Here is a 26,191-nt window from a genome sequence, read left to right as displayed (position 1 = left end):
GGATTCATGTACGGCAAGGCATTCGCCCCGGAGTACCAGGGCGCCCTCACCGCGCTGTCCGTCAACTCCTCGCTGACCGACGTACTGGCCGCCGGCAGCGAACAGTTGCGGGCGGCCGAGCGGGCGGGGCAGCACGGCGAGGCGGCACGCTCCGGGCTCGCGGTCGCGGAGGCGCACCGCCGGCTGGGCCAGGTGGGGGACGCGGAGCGCGCCTGGAAGGCGAGTTACCGCTCCGCCCGCGAGGCCGGGGACAGCGCGGCGATGGCCTGGGCGTTGTGGAGCGGCGGCACGCTGGCCCGACAGCGCGGGGCCTTCCCGCTGGCCCGGCGCCTGTTGCGGCTCGCGGCGGAACTCGGTGAACACGGCGGGGACGTCGTCGTCCGCGGCTACTCGCTCGCCGGGCTGGCGGAGACCGGCCGTATCCAGGGCGACTACGAAGCCGTCGGCAGGCTGCACGAACAACTCCTCGCGGAGGCCCGCCGGCGCGGCGAGGCCCGGCACACGGTGTGGGCGCTGGAGGGTATCGCGCAGATGCACCGCAACACCGGTGCGTACGACTCCGCGTACGACCTGTTCGAGGAGGCCGCCCAGATAGCCGAGCGGGCAGACGACCGGCGCGGCCACGCCTGGGCCCTGCGCGGACTCGCCGACGTGGTCTCGGTGCGCGACGGGGACACCCCGCGGGCGCTCGCCCTGCTGTCCGAGGCGGAGGCCACCTGCCGCGAGATGCGCCTGTCCAGCGCGCTCGCGTACAACCACAAGATGCGCGGCAACGTCCTCTACCGCTCCGGCCGTTACACCGAGGCCCGCGACTGGTACGAGACGGCGCTCACCGGATTCCGCGCCATGAGCGAGCCGCGCGGGGAGGCCCTGGCCCGGCTCGGACTGGCCAAGTCCCTGGCGCGGCTGGGCCGCGACCGGTCCGAGACGGCGACCGAACTGGCTGACCTGGCAACCGTGTTGGAGCGGATCGGACTACGGCACGCGCGGGCGATGGTGGCCCGGGCGCAACGCGAGTTCGGCATCGACGCGGACGCGGAGGTCGTACGGTGACGACGTTCCCCTCGGTGGCCCACGCCCCGCTCGGCACTCCCCAGGTCCTGGACCGCTGCCGCACGGTGGTGGGACCCGCCCTGCGGGAGGCGGTCGGACGGCTGCATCCGTGGGTGGGCGAGATGGCGGCGTACTCGTTCGGCTGGTGCGAGGTGGGCGGCGCTCCCGTCACCGCGTCCGGAGGCAAGGGCGTACGGCAGGCGCTCGCCCTGCTCGGGGCCGAGGCGGCGGGCGCGCCCGGACGGGCAGGAGTGCCGGCGGCGGTCGCCGTGGAACTCGTGCACACCTTCTCCCTGCTGCACGACGACATCATGGACGGCGATCCGGCCCGGCGCCGCCGCCCCACCGTCTGGAAGGCGTACGGAACCGGCCCGGCGGTCCTCGCCGGCGACGGCCTGTTCGCGCTCGCCGTCGAGACGCTGGCCGAGACGGGAGCGGGCGGCGAAGCCGTGCGCCTGCTGTCCGCGGCGCTGGGCGACCTGGTGCGCGGACAGGCGGACGACCTGCTGTTCGCCTCGCGTGACTGGACGGGTCCGGGGCGGGTGCGGCTCGCGGAGTATCGCGAGATGGCCGAGCACAAGACGGGCGCGCTGCTGGGCTGCGCGGCCGCGCTGGGCGCCCTGCTCGGCGGGGCGCCGCCCGCCACGGTGGCCGCCCTGGACCGCGCCGGCCGGCACCTCGGGATCGCCTTCCAGATCGTCGACGACATGCTGGGCATCTGGGGCGACCCCGCCGTCACCGGCAAGCCCGTGCACGCCGATCTGCGCGAGGGCAAGAAGACGTACCCGGTCCTGGCCGCACTCGGCTCCCCGACCCCCGCGGCCGGCCGGCTCGCCGCGCTCCTGGAGCGCGCCGGGGATCCCGCCGAGGCGGCCGCGCTGGTGTCGGAGGCGGGTGGCCGGTCGGCGGCGACGGCCGAGGCACGTCACCACGTCGGGGCCGGTGAGGCGGCACTCGCCGGGGTGCCGCTGGCGGCGCCGGCCGCCGACGAGCTGCGGGCGATACTGGAATTCCTGGTGCGGCGCGACCTGTAGGAGGCCTCCTTGACCTGCGCCGCCTCCCGCGTCAGGGTGCGAAGCGGCGGGGACCCCGCCCGCTGCGAAAGGGTGACTGTTGTGATCGAGATGTCGGACGTCGAAGCCGCGGCGGAGAAAATCGCCGGACATGTGGTGCGCACGCCGACCGTGCCGAGCCCCGGTCTGTCCACGCTGCTCGGCGTCCCGGTGACCGCGAAACTCGAATTGCTGCAACGCACCGGTTCGTTCAAGGCGCGTGGCGCGACCGCCAAACTGCTGTCGCTCGGCGAGGCGGAGCGGGCCGCCGGTGTGGTGGCGGTCAGTGGCGGCAACCACGGGATCGCGCTGGCGGTGATGGCGGCCGCTCTGGACGTGAAGGCCACGGTGGTCATGCCGCGTTCGGCGCCCGCCCGGTCCATCGAGCTCGCCCAGGACGCCGGCGCGTCGGTGCACCTGACCGACGGCATGCCGAGCGCGTTCGCGTTGGTGAACCGCCTGCGGGACGAGGGCCTGACCCTGGTCCACCCGTTCGACGACCCCGTGGTGGTGGCCGGACAGGGCACCGTCGGGCTGGAGTTCGCCGAGGACGCCGGGGACCTCACCGACGTCCTGGTCAGCATCGGGGGCGGCGGGCTGATCGCCGGTGTCGCGGTCGCGCTGCGGGCCCGGCGGCCGGACGTGCGGATCTGGGGTGTGGAGACCGAGGGCGCCCAGGCCATGTCCGAGGCCCTGACCAGGGGCGGTCCGGTGCCGGTCGAGCTGTCGTCGATCGTGACCACCCTGAGTGCCCCGGCCGTCTCGCAGCTCACCTACGACCATGTGTCCGCACTGGTCACCGACGTGCTGGTGGTCCCGGACCGGGAGGCCGTGCGAGGCACTCTGGACCTCGCCGAGCACGCCAAGGTGTGGACCGAGCCGGCCGCGGGCTGTCTGCTGCCCGCCGCCCGGCAGGTCGTGGACCGGGTCGGCGAGGGGGTGCGGCTCGGACTCGTCGTGTGCGGAGGCAACGCGACGACCGGTGATGTCATCGCGTGGTCGGAGCGGTTCGGTCTGCGCTGACGTCCCGGGGTGCCCAATTCCCGCCAGGGCCACTTGATTTCCGCCCGCCGGTTTTCCCGGCCGCCGCTTCCTGTTTACCGGTGGTTACCACCAGGTCGGGGCAGGAAATCGGCTGTCACCGGTATGCGCGCGGGAATTGCGGCGCCCAGGGGACACCGTCGTGAGCTCGAACGACGGTGCCGCGGCCGCCCGTTGGCTCCTTTCTTTCGCACGCATGCTCGCAGGGGCCGCCAAAAGCAAAGAAGCCCGTAGTAGTTGGGGATTCATTGAACGCACCCCGTGACGCGCGTCGTACCTATGGGAAAGGTGAGAGCCAGCGGTTCAGCGAGGGATGACCATGGTCAAGGCGCACGTCTCCACACACGAGTTGGTTGCCGGAAGGTACCGGCTCGGGGAGGTCCTGCACCGTGAAACGAACCGCGTCTGCTGGTCCGGCCAGGACGTCGGAACCGGGCGGCCCCTTCTCCTCACGCAGATCGGTCTCCCACCGGACCCGGACGGGGAGACCTCGCGCCGGGCCACGGCACGCGTCATCCGCACCTCGGAGGCCATGGGGCTGCTGTGCCCCGGCCGGGTCGCCGAGGTCGTCGACGTCGTGGTGGAGGCCGGCAGCCTGTGGACGGTCGGCGAGTGCGTCGACGGCGTCCCGCTCGGTGAACTCCTGGCCCAGCAGGGCACCTTCAACTACGTGCGGGCAGCACGTATCGGTCTTGAGCTGCTGGACGTACTGGAGGCGGGACACGGTGAGGGCATCACCCACGGCGAGCTGAGCCCGGGCCAGGTCCATGTGCGCGAGCGCGGCCCCGTCGTGGTCAGCGGCTTCGGGCTGGCGGGGGCGACGCTCGTCCCGCGGGTCACCGCACCGTCGTACGCCTCCCCCGAACAGGCGCGTGACGAACGGATCGGGCCGGCCGCCGACCTGTGGGCGCTGGGCGCGATCCTCTACACGATGGTCGAGGGCCGACCGCCCTTCCGGGACCGCGACCGGCCCGAGGCCACGCTGCGCGGGGTGGACCGGCTTCCGCTGCGTACGCCGGTGCGCGCCGGGCCGCTCACCCAGGTCGTGCAGGGGCTGCTGCGCAAGGACTCCCGGGAGCGGCTGACTCGTCCGGTGGTCCGCGAGGCCCTCGTCCGGGTGCTCAACGAGGACCCCGACACGGCCCTGCAGACCATGCGGTACCCCCGCCTGCGCGGCGGCATCCACGCCTTCGGCCCGGGCTGGAACCGGCGCGCGATGGTCGCCGGAACCGCCCTCGCGGTGGTGACCGTCGCCGTCGCCGTCCTCGCCGTGACCCGGCAGTTGCCCGGAACCGAGACCTCCGCCTCCGACACCGCACCGCGCCCGTCCGCGACCGGGTCCGGTGAGCGCACCGAGGGCCGGACGACCGACCCGTCCGCGGCGACGACACCGACCGCCTCCGCCTCCGTCGCCGCCCCCTCGACCCCGGCCACCCGCTCCCCCTCTGCCCCCGCCTCCTCGCCGGCCGCCACCGCTTCCGCCCTGCCGGCCGGCTTCCGCCGGTACGACGCGCCCGAGGGCTTCTCCGTGGCCCTTCCCGCCGGATGGGAGCGGCTGAACACGACCCGGGCGGCGGACGGCGCGTACCGCGTGGTCTTCGGCGGGGCCGACGACCCGCGCACACTCGCCGTCACCTACAGCGAACAGGCGGGCCCGGACCCGGTCGTCGTCTGGCGGGACGACGTCGAGCCGGAGCTGAAGCAGGAGGACGGCTACCGCCGGATCGGCGGGATCCGATCGACGACCTACCAGGGCTACAAGGCCGCCGACATGGAGTGGCTCAGCGACTTCGACGGCACCCGCGTGCGTACCTTCGGCCGGGGCTTCCTCCTCGGCGGCGGCCGCAGCTTCTCGCTGCGCTGGACGACCCCGGCCGCGGACTGGGAGGACGGCGCCAACCGCGCGGCGCTCGACGCCTTCCTGCGGACGTTCCGGGAGTCGTCAGACTGAGCCCCGGGGCGCACCCATCGCGCGAAGCGGGCGGGTGTCCAGCGGTACCGTCCGCCACCGCGCCGTGAAGGTCCGGTCCGCGAGCGAACACGTCACCACGAGACGGTGGGGCGTCTCGAGGAACACCACCTCGGCGACGAGGGTGTCGGGATCGGTCCATCCCCCGCTCAGCGCGGTGGGCACCGGCTCGTCGCCGACGCTCCAGCCGTCGCCGCCGAGCCGCAGGTCCAGGCGGTGGCCGCCCTCGGTGAGCGTCAGCCGCCAGCCGTCCGCCAGTGGCGTGACGTCGACCGCCGTCAGGCCGGGCCGTTCCGCGCAGACACCGCCGTACGGCGTGAACGCGGCGCCGGACCACTCCTCGGTCCGCTCCGGTGGCGCGGGTTTGCCCGGGGCCGGCGGCAGCGCGAGCCGGGCCAGCCGCTCGCCCAAAGCAGCGTCCTCCGGCCGCGGTGCGGCGAGCGGGCCCGGTCCGAAGGCGGGCAGCAGGTGCTCCCACACCAGGTTGAGGACCTCCTGCATCTCCTCGGTCGCCGCGGTCAGCGCGATCACCGCGTCCTGTTCGGGCAGCACGAGGCAGAACTGGCCGTACGCGCCGTCGCCCCGGAAGCCGTGCCGGGACATCCAGAACTGGAAGCCGTACCCCTGCTGCCAGTCGGACGGCGCACCGCCCGTCCCGCCGTCGGCGTTCGCGACGTGCATCCGCGTGGCCTCGGCCACCCATCCCTCGGGCAGCAGCCGTTCGCCGTCCCACACCCCGTCCCGCAGATACAGCTGACCCAGCCGGGCGATCGCGTCGGTTGCGGCGTGCAGCCCGCTGAAGCCCAGTTCACGGCCGCGCCGGTCGCGCTGCCACGCCACCTCGCCGATGCCGAGCGGGTCCAGCAGCCGCGGCCGCAGGTAGTCGGTCAACGACTGGCCGGTGACGCGCTGGACGATCGCGGCGAGCGTGTACGTCGTGGGCTGGTTGTAGGCGAAGACGGTGCCCGGATCACGATCCGGCGGCACCAGGAGGAACCCGCGGACCAGTTCCTCCCGGTCGGTCTCGCGCGCCCGGTCGAGGGTCTCGGCGAGGTGGCCGCTGGACATCGACGCCACGTGCCGCACGAGCACGGCGCGGCTGCGCGGGTCGGTGACGTCGGCCTCGAACTCCGGGAAGTAGGAGATGACCGGGTCGTCGAAGCGGATCAGCCCCTCCGCGGCGGCGAGTCCGGCGGCCGTGGCCGTGAAACTCTTGCTGAGCGAGTACAGGTGGTGCGGGCGCTCGGCGCTGTACGGCGCCCACCAGCCGGACGCCACGAGGTGACCGTGCCGCAGGACCATCAGGCTGTGCGGCTCGATGGCCGGGTCGGCTTCGAGAGCGTCGAGGAAGGCGTGGACACCGGACGCGTCGACGCCCTGGGCGGCGGGAGTGCTGGAGGGCAGCGGGTGGACACTCATACGGCACATCCTCTCCCGCCGCCCGGACGGTGATCGAGGGGGCATCGGGACGCCGGAGACCGGTTTTCGTCCCCGGCGACCGGGGACTCGCCGGTTATGGTGCAATTCGGATACACGATGATGACCGAGCAGGCCGGCCCCCGTGACCTCGTCGACCACGTGGTGCGCGCGGAGGAGGCAGGCTACGACTTCTCGGTGACCTCGGACCACTACTTCCCGTGGCTGCGCTCCCAGGGCCACTCGCCGTACGCGTGGAGTGTGCTGGGGGCGGCCGCCCAGGCGACCTCGCGCATTCCGCTGATGACGTACGTCACCTGTCCCAGCTTCCGCTACCACCCAGCAGTGGTGGCGCAGAAGGCGGCGACGATGCAGCTGCTCTCCGAGGGACGCTTCCGCCTTGGCCTGGGCGCGGGCGAGAACCTCAACGAGCATGTGGTGGGCGGCGGCTGGCCGTCCGCCGACGTGCGGCACGAGAGGCTGGAAGAGGCGGTGGAGATCATCCGGGGGCTGTTCGAGGGCGGTCACGTCAACCACCGCGGGAAGCACTTCGACGTGGAGTCGGCCCGGCTGTGGGACCTGCCGGACCAGCCGCCGCCGATCGGCATCGCCGTCTCCGGGGAGCAGTCCTGCGCTCTCGCGGGCCGACTGGCGGACCTGGTCATCGCCACCGAGCCCAAGTCCGGACTGCTGGAGGCCTTCGACCGCAACGGCGGCGAGGGCAAGCCGCGCGTGGGGCAGCTGCCGGTCTGCTACGACCCCGACCGGGACACGGCGGTGAAGCGCGCGCACTCCCAGTTCCGCTGGTTCGGCAACGGCTGGAAGGTGAACTCCGAACTGCCGCACCCGGACGCGTTCGAGTCGGCGACGCAGTTCGTCACCCCCGATGACGTCGCCGACTCGATCCCGTGCGGCGACGACCCGGAGGACTTCGTGGAGGCCGTACGCCCGTACGCCGAGGCCGGCTTCACGGAGATCGCCCTGGTGCAGATCGGCGGCGAGTCGCAGTCGGCGTACCTGGAGTGGGCGGCCAAGACGCTGCTGCCGGCCCTGCACGACGCGCTCGACTGAACGGACGCGCGACCGCTGCGGCCGTCGCGCCGTCAGGGTCTCACCGAAGGGCGCAATAGGCTGCCGGTCGGTACGTGTGCGGTCCCCGCACATGTGCTGTCCGAGCCCGGTCCTGCCCAGGAGAGTCACCCGTGACCCTAGCGATCTCCCCGTCCGAGACGTCCCCCGCGCCCCTGTCCGACCTCGTGGCGCGGGACGCGCGCGAGTTCGGCACCTACGCGCGGACCGGAGGATGGGCCTTCGGCCTCATGGTGGCCCGCAGCGTCCGGCCCGGCGGGCAGGGCGCGGACGAGACGCCGAAGGTGTCCGCGAAGGAGTTCGCCGAGCTCGCCGGGTGCTCCGCCGAGCGCGTCATGCGCTACTACAAGGCCTGGGACCGGGCCGCCGACGACGGCATGGTCCCGCACTTCGAGGCGCTGGCGCCGGGCCAGGAGGTGGAACTGCCGGACGCCGACGTGTGGCTGGGCTACTACGTCTCCCGCTCCAGCGCCGGCTCCGAGCGCGGCACCGCCATCGCCGAGGCCGCGGAGGCCGAGGGCATCCGGCCGACGAAGGCGCTGGAGGTCGCCGAGAACCCCACCGCGCTGCGTGCCGCCATCCTCGCCGACCCCTCCACCGCCCGGGCGGCCCGCCAGGCGCTCCTTGACCGCGTCCGGGAGGACCCGGAGCTGCAGGCCGAACTGGCCCGGGACGTCGTACGCACCGACGACCTGAAGAAGGCCGTCGCCACCGAGAGCAGGGCGGCCGACCGGATCGGATACGTCCGCCAGATCGCCGAGTCCGGTCAGGTCAGAACTCCGGCGGGGCAGACCATCGACGCCCCCACCGACCTCCGCGAGGAGGCCGAACGCCACCTGTCGCTGCTCGACGAGCTCGACGACGGCGAGGACTGCGGGCCGTGGGCCGGTGAGGCCTACGACACCATGAAGTCCCTCGTCGCCGACGTGGTGGAGGCCGACCCCGACCTGCGGGTCCAGGAACGGCGGACGAAGTTCTACAGCAGCCTGCAGAAGGCGACGAAGGTCTTCGAGGAGCTGACCTTCGACGACGCCGAGGACTTCTACGAGGACGACATGGTCCAGCGCCTGGAGGATCTCCAGCAGGCGATCTCCACCTGCATCACGGCACTGCGCGGGGCGCGGGAGAATCACCCGGAGGGCTGAGCATCTTGTGCGTGGAGGGGGTACTAGAGGTCTCTACGTCCGAACGTGCTCCACGTCCGTCCCCCTCGGAGGCCCCCTCGTGAACTCCTTCGCGCACAAATCCCTGGTGGTGCAGCTCCAGGCAGGCGCCACGGACCGTTTTCCGGTGCTCGCCCACCTGAGCTACGACGCCGACGACCCGTTCGCCGTCACCGTGGTGTTCAGCCACGACGGCCGGGTCCTCGCGCAGTGGCGGCTGGACCGGGAGATGCTCGGGGACGGGCTGCTCCGGCCGGTCGGCGTGGGCGACGTGCGGATGCGTCCGGTGTCCACCGGCACGTGGGAGGAGCTGCGGATGGAGTTCTTCGGTGACGCCCGGGCCGACGGGGAGCGCCACCACGCCGTGGTGTTCGCCTGGGCGCCGGGCATCGCCGCGTTCCTGCGGCAGACCCACAGGATCGTCGCCCCGGGCCAGGAGGAGGTCCGGGTGGACGACTTCCTCGCGACGGTCATCGCCGGGGGCTGACGAGGGGCACGCCGGGCGCCGACGCTCCTGGAGCCGCCCGCCGTCGACGTGTGCGCGGGGCGTCGCGACTGTCGGCCCTACGTAGGGCCGACAGTCGCGACGCCCCGCCGCGTCACTCACTTCGTCGTGTGCCGGCGCCGCGTCCACAGCGGCACCACGAACCAGCACACCAGGTACCAGACGACCACCCCGGTGACCAGATAGGGCACGTATCCGTCGTGGGTCGCCACACGGAGGATCAGCAGGAGCGAGGAGGTCATGGTGGCGAGCAGCAGCACCAGGCCGACGAAGGTCATCCGGGACGCCCACTCGACCGCCTGCGGTTTGACGCGCCGCCCCGACACCAGGCGGTGCAGGGAGACCGGTCCGATGAGGGCGCCGGTGGTGCAGGCTCCGAGCACGACCGTCACGATGTAGATGTTCTTGTCCGTCTGCGTCAGCTGCGTGTACCGCGGTGTGAAGACGACGGTGAGCAGGAAGCCGAACAGGATCTGCACACCGGTCTGGGCGACCCTGATCTCCTGGATGAGCTCGACCCACTTCCGGTCGGCTCTCTCCTCCTCGGTCTCGTCGCGCCCCATGTTGTTCTCTGCGCCCGTACCACCCGTACCGCCCGCACCGGCTGACAAGGTTCCTCCCGCGGTGATCAGTTCCCGTGCTTCTCTGCCACCCGTGTGCCCAGTTTTGCGCGTCCTTTGCCCGCTCGTCTCCGCGTACCGGCCCGGGTGTCAGAACGTGTTTGCCGTCGGGTCGAACGGCAATGCGGTTCCCATGAAGGAAACGGAGAAGGAAACGAACGAGAAGGCGACGACCTCCCGGGTGGCGGCCAAGGCGGAGCGGACGGCTGACAAGGCGACGGCTCCGGCCTCGCGGGCGGCACGGACGGTCGCGAACAAGACGGATGACGCCGTGTCGACCGCGAAGGCGGGCGCGGAGCGCACCGCCGATGCGGCGAGCAGGGCGGCGACCAGCGCCGTCAAGGGCGTCGAGGTCGGTCGCCAGGCGATCGTCTCGGCCTCGGGCCAGGTGGCGGCCGGCGCGAAGACGGCCTGGACGGTGCTGGCGCACCGCAAGCTCGTCGCCGCCGGCGTCGGAGCGGGTCTGACCGTGCTGAGCGCCGCGTCCTTCGCGGTGGGCCGCCGTACCGAGCGGCACACGCACGGACCCGTCACCCGGCTCACGGGCGGACGGTTCTGAGGACCTGCCGCCGTTTCAGCGATCACCGGACGGTTACACGAAGGCCATGTCCCACGGGCCCGGCGCCCCGACCGCGGGGTGCCGGGCCCGTCGCCGATCACGGAGGAGTCCCGTTGACCATGTCCGGCACCGAGCTCACAGTCACCCTCAGCGGCGGCAGCGCCGCCGACGCACGCGCGGTCGTCCAGGCCTTGGAGCCCACCTTCGGAGCCGCGGACGAGCGGCCCGGCGACGACGGCGCCACGGTCCACACGGCCACGTTCGAACACGAGGCCGCCGACCGGCCCTCCGACGGCGCCTCGGCAGACGCGGCTCGGCTGTCCGCGCCGGTGACCGTCACCGTGCAGGGCACGCCGGAGGCCGTCGAGAAGGCGAGCGCCACCCTCTCCCGCACCTTCACGACGCGGGACCAGGGAGCCGCCTCCGGCGACCAGGAGCAGGAACGCGAACTGCTCCTGGAGCCGTGAGCGAGCGGCGCGGGACTACCAGCGGTTCTCCACCTGCTCCTTGATCCGCCGGTCGTAGAGGTCACGGATCGCGTCGAGCGTGTCCTGCGACAGCTCCGGCAGCTTGGCGGCCGCCGCGTTGGCGCGGGCCTGCTCCGGTGAGCGGGCCCCCGGAATCACGGTGGTGACGCCGGGCTGCTGGACCACCCAGCGCAGCGCGAGCTGGGCGGGGGTGTACCCCTCGGGGGCGAGCGCCGCGAACTCGGCGGCCGCCTCGACGCCCGTCGCGAAGTCGACGCCGGAGAAGGTCTCGCCCTGGTCGAAGGACTCGCCGTGCCGGTTGTACGTGCGGTGGTCGTTCGCGGCGAACACCGTGTCCTTGGTGTACTTGCCCGACAGCAGGCCCGAGGCCAGCGGCACCCGGGCGATGATCCCGACGCCGGCCTCCCGGGCGGCGGGCAGCACCTCCCGCAGCGGCTTCATGCGGAACGGGTTGAGGATGATCTGCACGCTCGCCACGTTCGGCCGGGCGATCGCGGTCAGTGCCTGGGCGGAGGTCTCGACACTGACGCCGTAGGCGGCGATGCGCTCCTCCTCGACCAGGGTGTCGAGGGCGTCGAACACCTCGTCCGTGGCGTACACGGGCGTCGGCGGGCAGTGCAACTGCACCAGGTCGATGCGGTCGACGCCGAGGTTGCGCCGGGACCGGTCGTTCCAGGCGCGGAAGTTGTCCAGTACGTAGTTCTCCGGGATCTGGTCGACCCGGCGGCCCATCTTCGAGGCGACCAGCACATGCAGGTCGGGCCGGCCGCTCAGGAACGCGGCGATGGTCTGCTCGCTGCGCCCGTCGCCGTACACGTCGGCCGTGTCGAAGAAGGTCACCCCCGACTCGGCCGCCGCCTCCAGCACCGACAGGGCTTCCTTGTCGTCGACGTCTCCCCAGTCGGCCCCCAGCTGCCAGGTGCCGAGGCCGACGACGGATGCGTGCTGCTGGGACCTACCGAAAGTGCGCTCGTCCATGGCGTCAGTCTGTCATCCGGCTCCGCCGGGCGCGGACCGAGGGACGGCGCGAGGACCGCAGCTCAGGGCGTCAGGTGTGCCTGCACGCCGGGCGCGTACCGGTCCACCATGTCGTCGATCGCACCCTCGCGCACATGCACGCCGCGTGCCACCCCGTACATCACGCCCAGGCCGACCAGCATCGCGACGGCGAGTTCGGCCCGCAGACCCGCGTCGGGACCGGTGAGGCGCCGGGCGAGGCGGTCGACCACCTGGGCGCGGAAGTTGACCCGCAGGATGTCGCCATGCTCGCCGTGCAGCGGGGCGAAGGCGATCCGCAGCAGCGGGTCGGCGCCGCGCTCGCGCTGGCTGACCAGCACGTGCCGGACCATGTGCCGGCCGAGTTCGCCGAGGGGCGCCTCCAGCAGGGCGTCCGCGTCCGTGTCGAAGGACATGACGCGGGCGAGGAGGGCGTCCTTGTTGCCGAAGTACTTCAGGATCAGCGGCGGGCTCACCCCGGCGCGTTCGGCGATCGCCTTGAGCGTGACGTCGGTGTGGGCGTGCCGGGCCAGGAAGTAGCGGGCCGCCTTCTGGATGGCCGCCTTGGTCGCCTCGGCGTCCCGGCGTGCGGACGCGGACGCCCCGGCGGACTCGGAGGAGGTTGCGGTCGCGGGCGCGGTGGGTCGGGAGCTCACGGCACTCATGCTCCCTCCAACGCCTCGTCCCGGGCACCCCGGGTGCGGCCACCGGCCCGCCGGGTGCCGCCGGGCGAGGGGCGGTCGCCGGGGATCGTCAGTGCCGTGGCGGACGCCAGCAGGGCGACCGCGCCGGCGATGCCGAAGGCCAGCAGGTAGCCGTGGAGGGTGGGCACGAGTGTGTCGCCGAGCAGGCTGGTGTGGTGGACCAGTACCGCGGCGACGACCGCGCTCGAGGTGGCCTGGCCGATCGTGCGCATCAGGACGTTGACACCGTTGGCGGAGGCGGTCTGCCCGGCCGGGACGGCGTGCAGGATCAGGGTGGGCAGCGCCGAGTACGCCAGGGTGGTGCCGGTGCCCACGACCGCGGCCCCCAGGATGATCATCCAGAGGTCGCGGCTGTCCACGATGCGCACCACGTAGCCGAGTCCGATGACCAGCGCCCCGGTGGCCAGGGTGACGCGGGGACCGCGGGAGGCCGACATACGGGCCGAGACCGGCGAGAACAGGAGCATGATCAGGCCACCCGGCAGCAGCACCAGGCCGGTGGCGACGATCGACAGCCCGAGCCCGTATCCGGTGGCCTCGGGCGCCTGCACCAGCTGCGCCGTGACCAGCGAGTTGGCGTAGAAGGCGAACCCGGTCAGCAGCGCGGCGACATGGGACAGTCCGACGCTGGGACGCGAGACCAGCCGTAGATCCACCAGCGGGCGTTCGGTCCGCAACTGGTGCCACCACCACAGGCCCAGCGTCACCACGCAGCCGAGGAACAGGGCGAGGACCCTCGGACTGGTCCACCCCCACAGCCCGCCCTGGGACACACCGAGCAGCAGGCACACCAGGCCGGCCGCCAGGCCGAGGGCGCCCGGCACGTCGAAGCGGCCCGGCTCGCGCACGGGGGACTCCCGCACCGCCCACCACACCGACGTCACACCCAGGGCGCCGAGTCCGGCGGTCACCCAGAACATGGTGTGCCAGTCGGCGTACTGCACGATCAACGCCGCCAGCGGCAGCCCCAGCGCGGCGCCGATGCCGACCGTCGAGCTCATCAGCGCCACCGCGCTGCCCCGGCGCTCCGGCGGGAGTTCGTCCCGCAGGATGCTGATGGACAGCGGTACCACGGCGGAGGCGGCGCCCGAGAGCGCGCGGGCCGCGATGAGCACGCGGATGTCGGAGGACAGGGCGCACATCACCGAGCCGACGACCATCAGCGCGAGCGCCGCGAGCAGCACCCGGCGTTTGCCGTACATGTCACCGGCCCGCCCGAGGACCGGGGTCAGGACGGCCCCGGACAGCAGCGTCGCCGTGACCGTCCACGAGACGGCGCCGGCAGAGGCGCCGGTGAGCCTCGGCAGGTCCGGGAGCAGCGGCACCACGACGGTCTGGTTGACGGCCATGAGGATGCCGCCGAAGGCCAGGACCGGCACGGTGAGCCGCTTGCGCGGGCTCGCACCGGTCAGGACGGGTATCGCGGCTGGCTGGTCCATCGACACTCCGGCGCAGAGAAAAAAATCGGGTGAATGGCGATTCACCTTATCGGTGAATCGCCATTCACCCAATACGCGGCGGAAACGACCGCGCTACTTGCGGGAGGCGAGTGCCCGGGCGTGCACGGTCCGGGCGACCCTCGGCCCCAGCCAGCGCTTGAACCGGCGCAGCACCTCCAACTGCCCCGCGGCCCGGTCGATCCGGTAGTAGAGCCGCGGCGGGACGTGCGGGAGCAGGGGCGAGTGCCGCTGACCGAGCAGGGCGAACATCTGCTCCGGCGGCAGATGGATGTAGCGGGGCAGGCTCTCGTACCACTGGGCGCTGTAGCGGGCCGCGCTCTGGATGGACAGCAGGGCCGACCTGCGTTCCTGCTCGTACGCGGTGAGGGCCTGGGCAAGCTCCACGGGTCGGCTCAGCGCACCGGCCAGGGCGACGGCGTCCTCCAGGGCGAGGGTGGTGCCGGCGCCGATCGAGTAGTGCGTGGTGTGGGCGGCGTCGCCCATCAGCACAAGGTTGCCGCGATGCCAGGTGCGGTTGGTGAGGGTGCGGAAGTTCAGCCACTGCGCGCTGCCGTCGCCGGAGGACCGGCCGATGAGGGGGTGGCCGTCCAGCACGTCGGTGAAGAGCTTCTCCAGCAGGGCCAGTCCGTCGGCCTCGTTCGCGACGTCGAGCCCGAGCCCGGTCCAGGTCTCGGGGGCGCACTCGACGACGCAGGTGCTGCGTTCGGCGCTGAAGCCGTAGCCGTAGCACCAGATCCAGCCGTGGTCGGTTTCCACGAAGGCGAAGGTGAAGGAGTTGAAGACCTTGCTGGTGCCGAGCCAGATGTACTGGTTGCGGCCGGCCCGGACCTCCGTACCGAAGTGGTCCGCGTGGCGGGTGCGCAGCGTGCTGTGAACGCCGTCGCCCGCGACGACCAGGTCGGCCTCGGGCAGGTTCCGGTCCGTGATCTCGTGCTCGAACTCGAGCCGTACGCCGAGCGAGCGTGCCCGGCCGGCCAGAATCTCCAGCAGGCGGTGCCGGCCGATGCCGAAGCCCTCGTCGCCGCCGTGCCGCGTCTCCACGTCCCCGACCCGGGCGACGCCCTCGTTCCAGCGGACCGAGTGCTCGTCGAGGGCGGCGGCCGACTCGGGGTCGTGCTCGTGCAGTTTGTCGAGCAGTCCGCGCCAGTAGGTCACGCCCCACCCGTAGGTCGAGCCCTCCGGGTCACGCTCGTAGACGGTGATGTCATGGGACGGGTCCTGCCGTTTCAGCAGGATCGAGAGATACAGGCCGGCGGGCCCGCCGCCGACGCAGGCGACCTTCACGCACACCCCTAGAAGTTACCCAGTGCGGTCAATTGACAGCGCAGAGTAGCAGGCGGAACGGGAGTGGCCGGTCCTTCGCATTCGCGCCACTTTCACCGCGTGAGGCAGGCCACTCGCAGGGCGTCCGCTCGCGAAAGATCATCGGAAACGCCGCCTTCGGCGGGAGAAATTCCCTCCTCCGGGGCACACGGGTCCCCCGCACAGCAAGATCAACTTCGTTCAACTCTGCACGACATCTGGGTAATTGTCGTGATCGCAGCCAACCACTCGCGGGCGATTCCTCCCGCTCTCGACCGGTCGGATAGGCATACGGAGTCGTCAACCGAACGAACTCCGGAGATCCACATGTCCGAACTCAGCAGGCGCCGCGCACTCACCGCGACGGCCGCCCTCGCCGCCACGGCCGGCATCCCGGCGGCCACCGCCCGCGCCGCGTCCGCCACCTCCGCCGCCTCCACCGCGTCCGCCGCCTCCGCCGCTCACGAGCACGGCTCCCCCGATGTCTTCGACGAGGTGTACCGGGGCCGCCGCATACAGGGCCGCGCCGCCGCCGGCGGCGGTCACCATCACGGGGGCGGCTACGCCGTGTTCGTCGACGGGGTGGAGCTGCACATGATGCGCAACGCCGACGGCAGCTGGATCAGCGTCGTCAGCCACTACGACCCGGTGCCCACGCCCCGCGCCGCCGCCCGCGCCGCGGTCGACGAACTGCAGGGCGCCGCGCTCCTCCCGTTCTCCGCCGGCTGATCCGAGCCGTCGCACCCGACACCGCCCGACCGATCGCCGGCCGGTCCTTCACCACCGGCCCTTCGCCAACCGCCCATTCACGCCCGCACCTTGGGAGCACTCCGCACATGACCGTCCGCAAGAACCAGGCGAGCCTGACCGCCGACGAGAAGCGGCGCTTCGTCGGCGCCGTCCTGCAGCTCAAGCGCAGTGGCCGCTACGACGCCTTCGTCACCACCCACAACGCCTTCATCGTCGGCGACACCGACAACGGCGAGCGCACCGGCCACCGTTCGCCCTCCTTCCTGCCCTGGCACCGCAGATTCCTCCTCGACTTCGAGCGTGCCCTGCAGTCGGTGGACGCCTCGGTGGCCCTGCCGTACTGGGACTGGAGCGCCGACCGCTCGCCACGCTCCTCGCTGTGGGCGCCCGACTTCCTCGGCGGGAGCGGGCGCAGCCTGGACGGCCGGGTGATGGACGGGCCGTTCGCCGCGTCCGCCGGCGAGTGGCCGCTCACCGTGCGGGTGGACGGCCGTACGTATCTGCGGCGCTCGCTGGGCAGCGGCGTGCGCGAGTTGCCGACCCGCTCCGAGGTCGAGTCGGTCCTGTCCATACCGACGTACGACATGGCGCCCTGGAACAGCGGGTCGGACGGTTTCCGCAACCATCTCGAGGGCTGGCGCGGAGTCAACCTGCACAACCGGGTGCATGTCTGGGTCGGCGGGCAGATGGCCACCGGCGTCTCCCCCAACGACCCGGTGTTCTGGCTGCACCACGCGTACATCGACAAGCTCTGGGCCCAGTGGCAGCGGCGTCACCCCGGCACCGGCTACGTCCCGGTCGGCGGCACACCCGACGTGGTGGATCTCGACGACACGATGAAGCCGTGGAACGACGTCCGCCCGTCCGACCTGCTCGACCACACCACCCACTACACCTTCGACACCGACTGACGGCCGGGCGGGGCGGTTTGACCAACAGGTCATGGGTACCCGCGCCGGACACAACCGCCGAGCAGACGAAGGAGTGAATCACGCGTGTCGCAGGTCGAGGAATCCATCGAGGTCGGCGTCCCCGTGCACACCGCCTACAACCAGTGGACCCAGTTCGAGACGTTCCCTGAGTTCATGAGCGGCGTGGAACGCATCGAGCAGCGCTCCGACACGCTCACCCACTGGGTCACCAAGGTGGACGGGGTGCAGAAGGAGTTCGACGCCGAGATCACCGAGCAGATCCCGGACGAGCGGGTCGCCTGGACGACGGTTTCCGGCGAGGCCAAGCAGGCGGGCGTCGTCACCTTCCACCGCCTTGACGCGGACCACACCAAGGTGATGCTGCAGATGGAGTTCGTGCCGGAGAGCCTCACCGAGAAGGTGGGCGACAAGCTCGGGTTCGTGAAGCGGCAGACCAAGGGTGACCTGGAGCGCTTCAAGAAGTTCATCGAGCACCGCGGCCGGGAGACCGGCGGCTGGCGCGGCGCGGTCGTCTGACCGCCCCGTGGGCGCGCTACCCGGACGCCTCCGTACGGCATTCCGGGTGGCCCCAGCCCTGAGCGTTCTTGGTGATGGGTTCCCCGGCCGCGTAGGAGCGTCCGCAGACGCAGCGGCCGGGGAACTTCGCTTTGATCGTCCGTGCGGCGCCGCCGGACGCCTTCGCCCCGCCCGACGCCTTGCTCCCGCCGGACCTGCGGCGCGGAGCGGCGGACGGCGGGGTGTCCGGTGCCGGCGGCGGTTCCGGCGAGCCGAGGGCGCTGCCCGCGGGCTCCTGGACGATCGCCGCCAGGCTGGCGGCCCGGTCGGCGAAGTCGTTGAGCGGGTCGCCGTCGACCTGGTGGGCCGGCACGTAGCGGAACTCGACGGAGCGGCCGTCGAGCAGCTCGTCGATGCGGACGACCAGCTCCTGGTTGGCGACCGGCTTGCCGGCTGACGTCTTCCAGCCGTTGCGCTTCCAGCCGGGCAGCCAGGTGGTGACGGCCTTCATGGCGTACTGCGAGTCCATCCGGATCTCGAGCGGTACGTCGGCTTCGGTGGCCGCCAACAGGCGCTCCAACGCGGTGAGTTCGGCGACGTTGTTGGTGGCCTTGCCGAGCGGCCCCGCCTCCCAGCGGGCCGGTGTCTCCGTCTCGTCCGCGACGACCCAGGCCCAGCCCGCCGGTCCCGGGTTTCCCTTCGAAGCCCCGTCGCACGCGGCCACCACACGTTCACGCATGGCCCCGATCATGCCACGGTCGGGCTGGGCCGCTGAGCGCGAGGGGCGTCGTCAGGAGACGTCGGTCGTCTTCGGCAGCTCGCCCGCGGTCGTCGTGACGTCGATGACCGAGAACGCGGCGCCCTGCGGGTCGCTGATGGCGGCGAAGCGCCCGAACGGGGTGTCCATGGGCCCGAAGCGCAGCACACCACCGAGCTTGGTGGCCCGGGCGACGGCCTCGTCGCAGTCGTCGACCGTGAAGTAGACGTTGATGTAGGGCGGCACCTCGGGCGGGAAGTCCTCGGTCATCCTCATCCGGCCGAGAACGGTGTCGTCGCCGAGGTTGTACATGCGGAAGTCGACCCCCGCGTCGTCCATCTGTTTCGCCGTGTAACCGAAGACCGCCGGGAAGAACGCGTCCGACTTCTCGGGCTCCCGGGTGAAGACCTCGGCCCAGCAGAACGCCCCGGGCTGCTCGGGCGGCGCCTCGAAGCCCTCGTGGACGCCGGCCTGCCACACGCCGAACACGACGCCGCTCGGGTCGCGTGCCAGGCACATCGTGCCGAAGTCGCCGACCTGCATCGGCTCCATCAGCACCTCGCCGCCCTTCTCACGGATCCTGGCGGCGGTGGCGGCGGCGTCGGAGGACGCGAAGTACAGGCACCACTGCGACTGGCCCTCCTGCCCCGGCATCGGCGGGACCACGGCGGCGACCGCCTTGCCGTCCACGTAGGCCTGGGTGTAGTTGCCGTACTCCGACGACGACTCGCCGAAGGTCCAGCCGAGGACGCCGCCGTAGAAGCTCTTGGCTCCCTCGACGTCGCTGAACATCGCATCGGCCCAACAGGGCGTTCCCTCTGGTCGTACGGCCATGGCAGCGGCCTCTCCGAATCGGCGAATGGTCCGATTCCACACGCTAGCGAGCGGTTCGCCCGCCCGCGCGCCGAACGCAGGAGCCCGTCGCGGAAACCACGGCCGGCCGACCGCCGCGAGAACGGCTGGGAGCCATGCCGGTCCGTCTCTTCTTCTGCCTGGCACCGACGACCTCGACACCGAAGCCCTGCCCGGTCCGCTCCCCCGGCATCCTGCGCATCGTTCGGGAGATCACCCGGGTGATCGGCGACCACCGCTGACGCCCGCCGAATTCGTTCGACTTCCCGCTCGCCGGACGATGGGATGGACCGCATGTGTGCCGTGAAGATGCACGCGGACGAGGTCGACCTCGACGCGTCCCTGGTCGGTCGGCTGGTCGCCGAACAGTTCCCCGAGTGGACCGGGCTCCCCGTCGAGCGCCTGGCGTCCTCCGGGACCGAGAACGCCATGTTCCGACTGGGCCCGGACAAGGTGGTGCGGCTGCCCCGGCGCCCCGGAGCGGTGGAAAGTGTGGCGCACGAACAGCGCTGGCTGCCCAGGCTGGCGTCCTCGCTGCCGGTCCCCGTACCCGAGCCGCTGGGACAGGGCAGGCCGGGCGAGGACTTCCCGTGGCCCTGGTCCGTCTACCGCTGGTTGGAGGGCGGCAACCCGGTCGCTGGCGCCGTGGAGGAGCCGGAGTCGCTGGCCCGGGACCTCGCGGAGTTCGTCCTCGCGCTGCGCCGGATCGATCCGCACGACGGTCCGCCCAACCACCGGGGCGTGCCTCTCGCCACCCGGGACGCGCTCACCCGGGAGGCCATCGGCCTGCTGGAGGGGCGGATCGACACCGCCGCGGTGTCGGCCCGGTGGGAGGAGGCACTGCGCCTCCCGCGGCACGGCGGACCGCCCGCCTGGGCGCACGGCGACCTGATGCCCGGGAACGTCCTCGTGGCGCGGGGGCGGCTCGGCGCCGTCATCGACTTCGGCACGGTGGGCGTGGGCGATCCCGCCGTGGACCTGATCATCGCCTGGAACCTGCTGCCCGGAGCGGCGCGGGAGACCTTCCGGCGGGCGGTCGGCGCCGACGACGCCGAGTGGGCCCGCGGCCGTGGCTGGGCGCTGTCGATCTCGCTGATCCAGCTGCCCTACTACTGGGACACCAATCCGGCCCTGGCCGCGAACTCCCGGCATGTGATCAGGGAGATCCTCGCCGAGCGGCCGGCCGCGCCCTGACAGGCGCGACGGCCGGCCCGGCGGGGCGGTTCACTCGCCCGCGTACGCCTTCTCCAGAGCCGCGATGTCGAGCTTGTACATCGACATCATGGCCTGGGTCGTGCGCGCCGCCTTCTCCGGGTCGGGGTCGCTGATCATGCCGATGAGCCTGTCCGGGATCACCTGCCAGGACACGCCGTACCTGTCCTTGAGCCAGCCGCAGTTCCCGGTCTCGCCGCCGTTCTCGGTGAGCCTGGTCCAGAAGTGGTCGACCTCCTCCTGGTTCTCGCAGAAGATCTGGAAGGAGATCGCCTCAGTGAACGTGAACTGCGGTCCGCCGTTGAGGCCGAGGAACTTGTGGCCGTTCGCCGTGAACTCCACCGCCATCACGGAGCCGGGGTCACCGGGGCTGCCGTCCGTGTAGCGGCTGACGCGCCCGATGCCGGAGTTCTTGAAGATCGACACGTAGTAGTGGGCGGCCTCCTCGGCCTGGCCGTCGAACCAGAGACACGTGGTGAATCCCTCGGTGGTCATGAGTACCTCCTGGAGCGTGGAACGCGGTCATCTGTGTCGACCGATCGTTCCCGCGAAACTCATCGGTCGACGACAGATCGATCCCAGAAAACCCATCGGCCGACGGACCGTTGATCCGATTGGCCCTGTCACCGCCCGGAACTAGCATCCGGATCATGACGTCCTCGCCCGCAGACACAGACAGCATCAGCCCGTTCCGTATCGACGTACCGCAGCGCGATCTCGACGATCTGCACGAGCGCCTCGACCGCACCCGGTGGCCGGAGGCGCTGCCGGGGGTCGGCTGGTCCCACGGTGTTCCCCCGGACTATCTGCGGGAGCTGGTACGGCACTGGCGGCACGCCTACGACTGGCGGGCGGCCGAGGAGCGGCTCAACGAGTGGCCGCAGTTCACGGCCACCGTCGACGGGGCGACCGTCCACTTCGCGCATGTCCGCTCCCCCGAGCCCGACGCGACCCCGCTGATCATCACCCATGGCTGGCCGGGGTCGATCGTCGAGTTCCTCGACGTCGTGGGGCCGCTCACCGATCCGGCCGCCCACGGCGGCGACCCCTCCGACGCCTTTCACGTGGTCGTACCGAGCATCCCGGGGTTCGGGCTGTCGGGCCCCACGCCGGACACCGGCTGGGAGGCCGGCCGGATCGCCGACGCCTGGGCCGAACTGATGGGGCGGCTCGGCTACTCGCGCTTCGGCGCCCAGGGCGGCGACTGGGGTGCGGCGATCTCCCGCGAACTGGGCCGCGCGCACCCGGAACGCGTCATCGGCGTGCACCTCAACCTGCTGCCGGGCGCGCAGGCCGCCACCGAACCGACCCCCGACGAACTGGCGGCACTGGGCCCCGAGGAGCGGGAGAAGACGCTCACCTCGTGGCACCGGTGGAGCGCGTGGTCGCGCGAGGGCACGGGATACGCCGTCCTGCAGTCCACCCGGCCGCAGACCCTGGCGTATGCCCTCACCGACTCCCCCGTCGGCCAACTCGCCTGGATCGTCGAGAAGTTCAGGGAGTGGACCGACTCGGAGGAACTGCCCGAGGAAGCCGTGGACCGCAACCGGCTGCTCACCAACGTCATGCTGTACTGGCTGACCGGGACCGCCGGTTCGTCGGCCCGCGTCTACTACGAGCGGGCGCACGCCACCGGTCGGGCGGCGGCACCGGCCGAGCCCTCCACCGCCCCCACCGCGCTCGCCGTCTTCCCGGCCGAGCTCCAGCTTCCCCTGCGGCACAAGGCGGAACGGACCGAGAACCTCGTGCGGTGGACCGAGTTCGACCGGGGCGGGCACTTCGCGGCGATGGAGGAGCCCGATCTGCTGGTCGGCGACGTGCGCGCGTTCTTCCGGGAGCTGCGCGAGAAGCACACGCCCTGAGCGCTCTGCCGTGGGCGAATCTGCTGCGGGCCGAGAAACCCGCGGCAGCGGCGCATCGCACCCGAGAGTGGAGAACGCGGCGACCACCGCCGCACCCGACATCTCCGACGACTCGACGAGGAGCGCCGATGTCTCCACTCACCACCGGCTTCGCCCCGGCCCCGATGCCGCGGGCCGAGGACGGCGACACCCCCGCGACCCGGTTCGACGACCACCTGGCCGCGCAACTGCTCGCCCAGCGCGTCGTCTTCCTGGGCACCCAGGTCGACGAGGTCTCCGCGAACCGGGTCTGCGCGCAGTTGCTGATCCTGTCCGCGGAGGACCCTCACACCGACATCGGCCTGTACATCAACAGCCCGGGCGGTTCGGTGCACGCGGGTCTCGCGATCTACGACACGATGCGGCTGATCCCCAACGACGTCTCCACACTCGCCATGGGCTTCGCCGCGAGCATGGGGCAGTTCCTGCTCAGCGTCGGCGCGCAGGGCAAGCGCTACGCGCTGCCCAACGCGCGCGTCATGATGCACCAGCCGTCGGCGGGCATCGGCGGCACGACCGCGGACATCGAGATCCAGGCGGAGAACCTGGAGTTCACGAAACGGACCATCGAGCGGATCACCGCGGAGCACACCGGTCAGAGCGCCGAGACCATCTCCCGGGACGGCGACCGCGACCGCTGGTTCACGGCCGGGCAGGCCAGGGACTACGGCATGGTGGACCGGGTCGTGGAGTCCCTCGCGGACATCCGCCCGACCGCCTCACGACGACGGATGGGGCTGTGAGATGGGGACCTACACGATTCCGAACGTCGTCGAGCGGACCCCGCAGGGTGAGCGGTCCTACGACGTGTTCAGCCGGCTGCTGTCCGAGCGGATCATCTTCCTCGGCACGGAGATCGACGACGGCGTCGCCAACGTCGTCATCGCGCAACTCCTGCATCTGGAGTCGGCGGCCCCGGAGCAGGAGATCGCCGTCTACCTCAACTCGCCCGGCGGCTCGTTCACTTCGCTGATGGCGATCTACGACACGATGACGTTCGTACAGGCACCGATCTCGACCTTCTGCGTCGGGCAGGCGGCGTCCACGGCGGCGGTGCTCCTGGCCGGCGGGGACCCCGGGCGGCGGTTCGTCCTCGAGCACGCGCGCGTGCTGCTCGGGCAGCCGGCCAGCGGCGGACGGCAGGGAACGGTGACCGACCTCGCCCTCCAGGCCAAGGAGATGGTCCGGATCCGCTCCCAGGTCGAGGAGGTGCTGGCGCGGCACACGCACCACGACATCGCGACGCTGCGGGCCGACATGGACCGCGACAAGGTCTTCACCGCGCGGGAGGCCGTGGCGTACGGACTGGCGGACGAAGTGCTGGGCCGGCGCCCCATGATGGTCTGAGGCGCCGGATCCGCGGCCGTCGGCGGGAGGGCGTCGTCAGGCGGCCAGGCACAGTCCGTTGTACGGCGAGGTGGAAGTGGCCCGGCCCCTGCCGTGTCGGCGGGCGGAGAGCCGGGTGAGCTCGCCCTGCGCCAGCGACAGCAGGTCGCCCAGGCCCAGGCCCAGCGCGTGGGCGGCGGCCGCGAGGACCTCCGACGAGGCCTCCTTGCGGCCGCGCTCCACCTCCGAGAGATAGGGCATGGAGATCCGCGCCGCGTCGGCCACGTCCTTCAGCGTGCGTTCCTGCGCGAGGCGTTCGCGCCGCAGGACGTCCCCGACCAGGTCACGCCACAGGGGCTCCCTGGGGGCGGGCGTGGGTGGCGCGGGTGAGGCGGCCGGGCGCACGGCCGGCGGACGCAGCGGGATGACGCGGGCTTCGTTGGGCGCTTGGTTGCTCACCCCCTCAGCCTAGGATTTCCGGGCTCCGGGGGAAGGGAGTGGCATTCCGCCCTGGGGGGAATCCACGTTCCTGACCCCGCGACGGCTCGTGGGCCACGTGGCGCGCCGGGCCCGGGAGTGGCAGATTGGAAGTGGTACCGGCTGCGGGGTCACGGCCTCGGCGCCCCGGTCCCGCACACCTTTTTCCCTTCCGCGGCCACACGGAGGGCATGGTCCGTCACAGGCCGGGTACGCGCTGTGGAGAAGGTCTCGCGGGCGGTGCGCCGCCCGGCGGTCGATGTGTGCATACGTCGCCGCGAACGGGGTACACGGCAAGCCGCGACACCCGGACAGGGACCTTGGACACACCGAGGCCGTAGGGGCAGATGCCGTGACTTGGGGAGAGGTAATGGACACCGCCGTGATCCGGCCGGAGGCACAGGTCGTCGAGGAGACCGCCGAATCCACCAGGACCAGGACGACGGGTGCCGGTCCGCTGCCGGGGGTCGAGAACCCGAGGACCGTGGCTCCGCGCGACGCGCGTGAGCTGTCCCGCCAGTTCTTCAGGCGCCTGACGGAACTCGAGGAGGGCACGCACGAGTACCAGTACGCGCGCAACACCCTCATCGAGATGAACATGTCGTTGGTGCGGTTCGCGGCGGGCCGGTTCCGGGGCCGCGGGGACGACATGGAGGACATCGTCCAGACCGGCATGATCGGCCTGATCAAGGCCATCGACCGCTTCGAGCTGGCGCGCGAGGTCGAGTTCACCTCGTTCGCGCTGCCCTACATCGTGGGCGAGATAAAGCGGTTCTTCCGTGACACCACCTGGGCCGTGCACGTGCCGCGCCGCCTGCAGGAGCTGCGGGTCGAACTGGCCAAGGCGCGTGAGGAACTCGCCAGCCGCCTCGACCGCGATCCCACGGTCGCCGAACTGGCCACGCTGATGAACATCTCCGAGAAGGAGGTGGTCGAGGCGCAGATCGCTTCCAACGGCTACAACTCCTCTTCCCTGGACGCCGCGCTCACCGGTGACGGCGCCGAGGGCGGCGAGGCGGTGCTGGCCGACTTCATCGGTGTGGAGGAGGACGGGCTGCGGCTCGTCGAGGACTTCCAGTCGCTCGCCCCGCTGATGGCGGAGCTGAGCGAACGCGACCGCCAGATCATCCACATGCGGTTCGTGGAGGAGGCCACCCAGGCGGAGATCGGCGAACTGCTCGGCTGCTCGCAGATGCACGTGTCCCGGCTGATCAAGCGGATCATCACCCGCCTGCGCGAGGGCATGCTGGGCGAGCTCGGCTGCGCCTGACCGAGGGATCCACGAGCGGGTGCCGCCCCACCTTCAGGTATGGGGCGGCACTCGCGTCCGGTGGGGCCGGGTGGGGGCAGGCCGACCCGGGTCCGGCTCAGTTGCGTTTGTCGAGGTGCACGGCGGCGGTCACGCGTTTGCCCACCGGCACCCGTTCCACGGCGACCTCGGCCGCGAGGGCGTGGACGATCTCCAGCCCGTGCCGGCCGATGCGCTGGGGGTCACGGGGAAAACGCCGGGGCAGGGCGGCGCTGCTGTCGTAGACGGCCACGGTGAGCGAGGTGTCGGTCCCCTCCAGCTCCAGGATGTACGGGCCGTCGCTGTGCCGGTCGGCGTTGGTGACGAGTTCGCTGACGACCAGGAGTACCTCGTCCTGGACACGGCGGTCGATCTCGGCACACCACTCGGTCCTCAGCTGCTGGAGGAAGAGCGCGGCGAAATGCCGGGCCTCGGCGATGCAACCCGGTTCGCCCGTGTAGTGCGCCGCCCGCCGGAGCGGATCCACGGGCACGTCGAAACCAGTCGGTATCACTGCCCCGTCCAGATGATCGATCATGCGTTTCTCTCTCGAATGCCGGACTGCCCGGACGCTGCTGCACCAGTCCTCGTACCCCGACTCGCGCCGCGCAGTCCACCAGGGTCCGTCGTTCGGATCAGGCGAGCCCGTCCTGATCCTGACGACAGGCCCCAGATCCGGTGACGCCGCTTGCGGCACGACCGTCGGGTCCGGTCCCGCGCGTCGCGCGGGCCGGCGCGGACGGTCCTCCCGGCGGGCGGGCCGGGTCGGTGCTGCTTAGCGTGA

The 26,191-nt window shown here is 71.8% G+C and carries 28 protein-coding genes and 1 pseudogene; 18 read left to right on the top strand and 11 right to left on the bottom strand.

The window, feature by feature from the left end; translation table 11 throughout:
• Window positions 1–6 precede the first annotated feature (6 nt).
• The 4 genes from OG985_RS40835 to OG985_RS40820 all read left to right on the top strand — a co-directional run bounded on the left by OG985_RS40835 (window position 7) and on the right by OG985_RS40820 (window position 5,097).
• A complete protein-coding gene (locus OG985_RS40835) occupies window positions 7–1,053 on the top strand; it encodes a tetratricopeptide repeat protein (RefSeq protein ID WP_371673429.1) in 1,047 nt (348 codons plus the stop codon).
• Complete coding sequence (locus tag OG985_RS40830) at window positions 1,050–2,087, top strand: polyprenyl synthetase family protein (protein ID WP_371673428.1); 1,038 nt, start codon at window positions 1,050–1,052, stop codon at window positions 2,085–2,087. The genes OG985_RS40835 and OG985_RS40830 overlap by 4 nt, the downstream gene beginning before the upstream one ends.
• 81 nt (window positions 2,088–2,168) lie before the next feature.
• Window positions 2,169–3,128: a threonine/serine dehydratase gene (locus OG985_RS40825; protein ID WP_371673427.1), complete on the top strand. Its 960-nt coding sequence runs from the start codon at window positions 2,169–2,171 to the stop codon at window positions 3,126–3,128.
• Between the two features lie 331 nt (window positions 3,129–3,459).
• Window positions 3,460–5,097: a serine/threonine protein kinase gene (locus tag OG985_RS40820; protein WP_371673426.1), complete on the top strand. Its 1,638-nt coding sequence runs from the start codon at window positions 3,460–3,462 to the stop codon at window positions 5,095–5,097.
• On the opposite strand, the gene OG985_RS40815 is transcribed toward OG985_RS40820, so the two are convergent.
• Window positions 5,089–6,534, bottom strand: a complete 1,446-nt coding sequence (locus OG985_RS40815) for a serine hydrolase domain-containing protein (protein ID WP_371673425.1) — start codon at window positions 6,532–6,534, stop codon at window positions 5,089–5,091. The genes OG985_RS40820 and OG985_RS40815 overlap by 9 nt on opposite strands.
• A gap of 96 nt (window positions 6,535–6,630) precedes the next feature.
• Here OG985_RS40815 and OG985_RS40810 point away from each other — a divergent pair, with 96 nt between their 5' ends.
• The 3 genes from OG985_RS40810 to OG985_RS40800 all read left to right on the top strand — a co-directional run bounded on the left by OG985_RS40810 (window position 6,631) and on the right by OG985_RS40800 (window position 9,270).
• Entirely contained in the window at window positions 6,631–7,602 is a 972-nt protein-coding gene (locus OG985_RS40810; RefSeq protein WP_371673424.1) for an LLM class F420-dependent oxidoreductase, read from the top strand.
• A gap of 131 nt (window positions 7,603–7,733) precedes the next feature.
• Window positions 7,734–8,765, top strand: coding sequence for a hypothetical protein (locus OG985_RS40805; protein ID WP_371673423.1), 1,032 nt, complete (start codon window positions 7,734–7,736; stop codon window positions 8,763–8,765).
• Window positions 8,766–8,844: 79 nt separating this feature from the next.
• A complete protein-coding gene (locus tag OG985_RS40800) occupies window positions 8,845–9,270 on the top strand; it encodes an SsgA family sporulation/cell division regulator (protein ID WP_371673422.1) in 426 nt (141 codons plus the stop codon).
• Between the two features lie 116 nt (window positions 9,271–9,386).
• Here the strand turns inward: OG985_RS40800 and OG985_RS40795 are convergent, their stop codons facing one another.
• The gene (locus tag OG985_RS40795) at window positions 9,387–9,851 is read right to left on the bottom strand and encodes a DUF6328 family protein (RefSeq protein WP_371674635.1); all 465 of its coding nucleotides are present in this window, start codon (window positions 9,849–9,851) and stop codon (window positions 9,387–9,389) included.
• Window positions 9,852–10,041: 190 nt separating this feature from the next.
• On the opposite strand from OG985_RS40795, the gene OG985_RS40790 reads away from it, so the two are divergent.
• Both OG985_RS40790 and OG985_RS40785 read left to right on the top strand, forming a co-directional pair.
• On the top strand, window positions 10,042–10,467 hold the full coding sequence (locus tag OG985_RS40790; RefSeq protein WP_371673421.1) for a hypothetical protein: 426 nt from the start codon (window positions 10,042–10,044) through the stop codon (window positions 10,465–10,467).
• A 119-nt stretch (window positions 10,468–10,586) separates the two neighbouring features.
• Window positions 10,587–10,934 carry a hypothetical protein gene (locus tag OG985_RS40785; protein WP_371673420.1) on the top strand — a complete coding sequence of 116 codons (348 nt, stop codon included), beginning with the start codon at window positions 10,587–10,589 and terminating at the stop codon, window positions 10,932–10,934.
• Between the two features lie 15 nt (window positions 10,935–10,949).
• Here the strand turns inward: OG985_RS40785 and OG985_RS40780 are convergent, their stop codons facing one another.
• The 4 genes from OG985_RS40780 to OG985_RS40765 all read right to left on the bottom strand — a co-directional run bounded on the left by OG985_RS40780 (window position 10,950) and on the right by OG985_RS40765 (window position 15,405).
• A complete protein-coding gene (locus tag OG985_RS40780; RefSeq protein WP_371673419.1) occupies window positions 10,950–11,933 on the bottom strand; it encodes an aldo/keto reductase in 984 nt (327 codons plus the stop codon).
• Window positions 11,934–11,995: 62 nt separating this feature from the next.
• Window positions 11,996–12,616 (bottom strand): TetR family transcriptional regulator, encoded by a 621-nt coding sequence (locus tag OG985_RS40775; protein WP_371673418.1) that lies wholly within the window; start codon window positions 12,614–12,616, stop codon window positions 11,996–11,998.
• A complete protein-coding gene (locus tag OG985_RS40770; protein WP_371673417.1) occupies window positions 12,613–14,094 on the bottom strand; it encodes an MFS transporter in 1,482 nt (493 codons plus the stop codon). Before OG985_RS40770 ends, OG985_RS40775 begins: the two co-directional genes overlap by 4 nt.
• A gap of 93 nt (window positions 14,095–14,187) precedes the next feature.
• Window positions 14,188–15,405, bottom strand: coding sequence for an FAD-dependent monooxygenase (locus OG985_RS40765; protein ID WP_371673416.1), 1,218 nt, complete (start codon window positions 15,403–15,405; stop codon window positions 14,188–14,190).
• Between the two features lie 339 nt (window positions 15,406–15,744).
• On the opposite strand from OG985_RS40765, the gene OG985_RS40760 reads away from it, so the two are divergent.
• The 3 genes from OG985_RS40760 (at window position 15,745) to OG985_RS40750 (ending at window position 17,615) form a co-directional block, all read left to right on the top strand.
• Window positions 15,745–16,146 carry a tyrosinase cofactor gene (locus OG985_RS40760; RefSeq protein ID WP_371673415.1) on the top strand — a complete coding sequence of 134 codons (402 nt, stop codon included), beginning with the start codon at window positions 15,745–15,747 and terminating at the stop codon, window positions 16,144–16,146.
• Between the two features lie 107 nt (window positions 16,147–16,253).
• Window positions 16,254–17,078 carry a tyrosinase family protein gene (locus OG985_RS40755; RefSeq protein WP_371673414.1) on the top strand — a complete coding sequence of 275 codons (825 nt, stop codon included), beginning with the start codon at window positions 16,254–16,256 and terminating at the stop codon, window positions 17,076–17,078.
• 84 nt (window positions 17,079–17,162) lie between these two features.
• Window positions 17,163–17,615, top strand: a complete 453-nt coding sequence (locus tag OG985_RS40750; protein WP_371673413.1) for an SRPBCC family protein — start codon at window positions 17,163–17,165, stop codon at window positions 17,613–17,615.
• A 16-nt stretch (window positions 17,616–17,631) separates the two neighbouring features.
• Here the strand turns inward: OG985_RS40750 and OG985_RS40745 are convergent, their stop codons facing one another.
• Window positions 17,632–18,345, bottom strand: coding sequence for a ribonuclease H (locus OG985_RS40745; protein ID WP_371673412.1), 714 nt, complete (start codon window positions 18,343–18,345; stop codon window positions 17,632–17,634).
• A 39-nt stretch (window positions 18,346–18,384) separates the two neighbouring features.
• On the bottom strand, window positions 18,385–19,185 hold the full coding sequence (locus tag OG985_RS40740) for a VOC family protein (RefSeq protein WP_371673411.1): 801 nt from the start codon (window positions 19,183–19,185) through the stop codon (window positions 18,385–18,387).
• A gap of 146 nt (window positions 19,186–19,331) precedes the next feature.
• On the opposite strand from OG985_RS40740, the pseudogene OG985_RS40735 reads away from it, so the two are divergent.
• Window positions 19,332–19,445: pseudogene (locus OG985_RS40735) on the top strand (SGNH/GDSL hydrolase family protein); the annotation flags it as partial.
• Between the two features lie 52 nt (window positions 19,446–19,497).
• A complete protein-coding gene (locus tag OG985_RS40730; RefSeq protein WP_371673410.1) occupies window positions 19,498–20,397 on the top strand; it encodes an aminoglycoside phosphotransferase family protein in 900 nt (299 codons plus the stop codon).
• A 30-nt stretch (window positions 20,398–20,427) separates the two neighbouring features.
• On the opposite strand, the gene OG985_RS40725 is transcribed toward OG985_RS40730, so the two are convergent.
• On the bottom strand, window positions 20,428–20,910 hold the full coding sequence (locus OG985_RS40725) for a VOC family protein (protein WP_371673409.1): 483 nt from the start codon (window positions 20,908–20,910) through the stop codon (window positions 20,428–20,430).
• 155 nt (window positions 20,911–21,065) lie between these two features.
• On the opposite strand from OG985_RS40725, the gene OG985_RS40720 reads away from it, so the two are divergent.
• From OG985_RS40720 to OG985_RS40710, 3 genes are all read left to right on the top strand, one after another.
• Window positions 21,066–22,277, top strand: a complete 1,212-nt coding sequence (locus OG985_RS40720) for an epoxide hydrolase family protein (protein ID WP_371673408.1) — start codon at window positions 21,066–21,068, stop codon at window positions 22,275–22,277.
• A 128-nt stretch (window positions 22,278–22,405) separates the two neighbouring features.
• Window positions 22,406–23,059 (top strand): ATP-dependent Clp protease proteolytic subunit, encoded by a 654-nt coding sequence (locus tag OG985_RS40715; protein WP_371673407.1) that lies wholly within the window; start codon window positions 22,406–22,408, stop codon window positions 23,057–23,059.
• Window position 23,060: 1 nt separating this feature from the next.
• Entirely contained in the window at window positions 23,061–23,663 is a 603-nt protein-coding gene (locus OG985_RS40710; protein ID WP_371673406.1) for a ClpP family protease, read from the top strand.
• Window positions 23,664–23,699: 36 nt separating this feature from the next.
• On the opposite strand, the gene OG985_RS40705 is transcribed toward OG985_RS40710, so the two are convergent.
• Window positions 23,700–24,101, bottom strand: a complete 402-nt coding sequence (locus tag OG985_RS40705; RefSeq protein WP_371673405.1) for a helix-turn-helix domain-containing protein — start codon at window positions 24,099–24,101, stop codon at window positions 23,700–23,702.
• Between the two features lie 388 nt (window positions 24,102–24,489).
• On the opposite strand from OG985_RS40705, the gene OG985_RS40700 reads away from it, so the two are divergent.
• A complete protein-coding gene (locus OG985_RS40700) occupies window positions 24,490–25,389 on the top strand; it encodes an RNA polymerase sigma factor SigF (RefSeq protein ID WP_371673404.1) in 900 nt (299 codons plus the stop codon).
• Window positions 25,390–25,486: 97 nt separating this feature from the next.
• Here OG985_RS40700 and OG985_RS40695 read toward each other — a convergent pair whose 3' ends face one another.
• The gene (locus OG985_RS40695; protein ID WP_371673403.1) at window positions 25,487–25,945 is read right to left on the bottom strand and encodes an ATP-binding protein; all 459 of its coding nucleotides are present in this window, start codon (window positions 25,943–25,945) and stop codon (window positions 25,487–25,489) included.
• Window positions 25,946–26,191 lie beyond the last annotated feature (246 nt).

Origin of the sequence: Streptomyces sp. NBC_00289 (assembly GCF_041435115.1) — a bacterium.
In the GTDB taxonomy this organism is placed as follows: Bacteria; Actinomycetota; Actinomycetes; order Streptomycetales; family Streptomycetaceae; genus Streptomyces.
Note: the sequence above shows the minus strand (reverse complement) of the source record. Positions and strands in the feature narration are given on the sequence as shown.